Origin of the sequence: Microcoleus sp. Pol12B4, from assembly GCF_036701385.1 — a bacterium.
In the GTDB taxonomy this organism is placed as follows: Bacteria; Cyanobacteriota; Cyanobacteriia; order Cyanobacteriales; family Microcoleaceae; genus Microcoleus.
Map to the genome: position 1 here is coordinate 4,194 of NZ_JAUBQR010000256.1, position 2,956 is coordinate 7,149.

Below are 2,956 nucleotides of genomic sequence, written 5' to 3' on the forward strand. Positions count from 1 at the left end.
AATTAGCTCGTAAATTTCCACATAGTCTTTAGCTGGATATTTCCACGAATTGTCACAATTCATGCCTTGAAGCATGAGTTTTTTAAATTCATCATGATAGTCATACCACAATCCGATCGCCCGATCGAGCGCCGACTCTAAAGCGCCGTAGTCGCTTTGGTAAAAGACGTAACCGTTGCGTTCTTCCGGGAGGTGGCGGGTGTCGTAATCTCGATCGAACACAGTATTCACCAAACCGCCAACTCCCCGCACCACAGGAACAGTACCGTACCTCAACCCGATCATTTGAGTCAGCCCGCAGGGTTCGTAATTACTGGGAACCACAATCATATCCCCACCCGCGTAAATTAAGTGCGACAGTTCCTCATTAAAACCTAGTTCTAAATGGCAGTCTGGATTATCATTTAAAAACTGTCTTTCGTGCTGGAAATGCGCGTTAATTCCGGCTTCCGTGGCGGAACCCAAAAGCACGAATTGCGCTCCCTTACTCAGAGAGTAATAAATTGCATGGTGGACGAGATGAACGCCTTTTTGGTCGTCCAAACGACCGATAAAGGTAATAATAGGCTTGTCAGCATCGCGCAGTAACAGCCGATCGCGCAAAGCTTTTTTAGTTTTGGCTTTTCCTGCCAAATCCTCCTGATTGTAGTGGTGTGGAATATAGCCATCGGTCTCGGGATTCCACACATCGTAATCAATGCCGTTGAGCACCCCGCGAAACTTCTCTTGATACAAATGCAAAGTGTGGCCCAAACCGTAGCCAAACTCGCCGAGGTGAGCTTCCCAAGCGTGGTGCGGCGAAACCGTGGTGACAAAGTTCGAGTAAACAATGCCGCCTTTCATAAAGTTGATAGCAAAAGGGTTAAAGTTATCTCGGAGGCGATCGTACTCAAAATAATAATCCGGTCTGTGCAAACCCGTTGCTTGCAAAATATCGCTACCTCCCATGCCTTGATGTTTGAAATTGTGAATGGTATAGCAGACTCGCTGATATTCCATCCAATTGTATTTGTATATTTCAAACAGCAAGACTGGAACCAAACCAGTTTGCCAATCGTGACAGTGAATCACATCGGGACGCTTGTTGCTTCTGAGCAAAAATTCCAAAGCGGCTTTGCTGAAAAATGCAAACCGCATATTGTCGTCATTGCACCCGTAATAACAGCCGCGATTAAAAAAGTTATCTTGAGAGCGAGGTTCGATGAAAAAACACAACTGCCCGTGCACCCAGCCGCACAAGACATCACAGAGGATTTCGCCGCCGTACCAGGGCACAGCCAGATCCCGGTAGGCCTCGTGAAGTCCCCAAATGTGGTCGTACCTCATGCAGTCGTACTTGGGTAGAATAACCTCGACGCAATGACCGGAATTCTCTAACTCCCGACTCAAACCGTAAACTACGTCGCCCAAACCTCCTGCTTTGATGACGGGGGCGCACTCCGAGGCAATTTGTACTATGTACATTTTTTTTTCTCGCTCCTGGATGAATAAAAAAATATTTTCTTAACTTGACAAAGTATAGGAGTTCTCGGCAAATAAGCAAGTAGGCCATTGGGAATACACGGAAATACGCACAGCTAGCGGATGTTGGCGCAGATTCGGGCGATCGGTGATATCGTTTTCGCTCAGATCTGAATTATTTAAACCGCAGACTAGGCAGAGAACGCATCCGTGGGTTCAATCTCAAATCGATTTAATACCGTATTTGCTGGCATTTGTCAACTAAATATTTTTAAAATTTTCGCCTAATTTGCGCGAAATTTTCTCGCACGATGCTGATAACTGATTGGCACAGAGCACCTGTTCGACTGCCAAACATCAACAGGACTTACGCATTCAAGGGCGGTGTTACAAGGGTTTGAGATTCTTCGTTTCACTTGCTAATGACACAATTACCTTGAAATGCGTCCAGGACTAATCAAATCAGGAATTCTATCTTGGAATTTAAACCAGCAAATGCCGTGTCCAGCATTGATCCAGAGACTCTTAAGGAGGCGATCGCCGATGCCCGACACCAACGGTAAGGAAAACAATTTAAACCAACAACTGCAACAGCTAGTTGCTGAAGCCTGTTCGCATCCGCCCAAAAGCTTGATGCGGCGGGAAAAACTCAGCGAGATAGTGAGGCTGATTGTAAAATCCGGCAAACTTTGGCAAGAAGACACGCCTCATTACAACGATGCTTTACAGCAAACTTGGGTGTATTTTTGTCGCAATGTTTGCGAAGCGAACACCGCAAACAAACCTTACGATCGCAATCTGGGCAGCGTCATTACTTGGCTGGACAAATATCTCAAGATGCGGCTGAAAGACTTTACTCTCGAACGAACGCAGGAAAAAGTTAGACGTGATTTACCGTTGATTTCAGAAGACTCAGCAGAAATTAACCCGATCAATAATATCGAAAACCCGCCGACTTATTCTGACAGTCCGCTAGCCATCCTAGAAGAGACAAAAAAATGGGTTCGGGCAGATCCGGAGGGGGAATTGAGAAGTGTTCACATCAAACAACGCCCCGATGTCACTTGCCAAACCTTAATTCTGAGGCGTCTTCCCCCCGAAACTCCCTGGAAAAACATTGCTCTTGAATTTAACTTGCCGCCGTCAACCGCCCCAAATTTTTATAAAAGAGAATGTCTGCCCCGCTTGCGAAATTTTGCCAAAAATCAAGGATATCTGGAATAAAGGCAGGACAACTCCTGTCCTAAAAAAAATCTGTCAAACAGGAAAACCGTGATGAATAACAGCACCGAAAATATCAGAGAAAAATCTATTCCCCTGCCCATTACCGCCGCAGCCCTGCGGCTGGCACAGAAGTTTTCCAATCTTGACGGAGTGACATCCCCGGAGAAAAAAGAGCAAGTTTATTTCAACACTTTAGCTGTATGTGCAGTGAAAGATTACATGGAAATGATGGACATTCCCACAGACTTGAATGCCAGCGACAGTTGGAACG

3 protein-coding genes are annotated in these 2,956 nt (G+C 45.8%); 2 read left to right on the top strand and 1 reads right to left on the bottom strand.

Annotated features, from left to right (window positions below):
- On the bottom strand, nucleotides 1–1,464 hold a 1,464-nt coding region (gene glgA / locus QUA38_RS25185; protein ID WP_333166784.1), incomplete at its 3' end, for a glycogen synthase GlgA.
- A gap of 438 nt (nucleotides 1,465–1,902) precedes the next feature.
- On the opposite strand from glgA, the gene QUA38_RS25190 reads away from it, so the two are divergent.
- Together QUA38_RS25190 and QUA38_RS25195 are read left to right on the top strand one after the other, a co-directional pair.
- A complete protein-coding gene (locus QUA38_RS25190; RefSeq protein WP_333166786.1) occupies nucleotides 1,903–2,685 on the top strand; it encodes a sigma-70 family RNA polymerase sigma factor in 783 nt (260 codons plus the stop codon).
- A gap of 51 nt (nucleotides 2,686–2,736) precedes the next feature.
- The coding region (locus QUA38_RS25195) for a DUF1822 family protein (protein ID WP_333166788.1) at nucleotides 2,737–2,956 on the top strand (220 nt) is incomplete at its 3' end.

What these genes read in the sequence shown, in the direction of transcription:
- QUA38_RS25190 (WP_333166786.1), top strand. Translation starts at nt 1,903, where the DNA reads ATGCGTCCAGGACTAATCAAATCAGGAATTCTATCTTGGAATTTAAAC.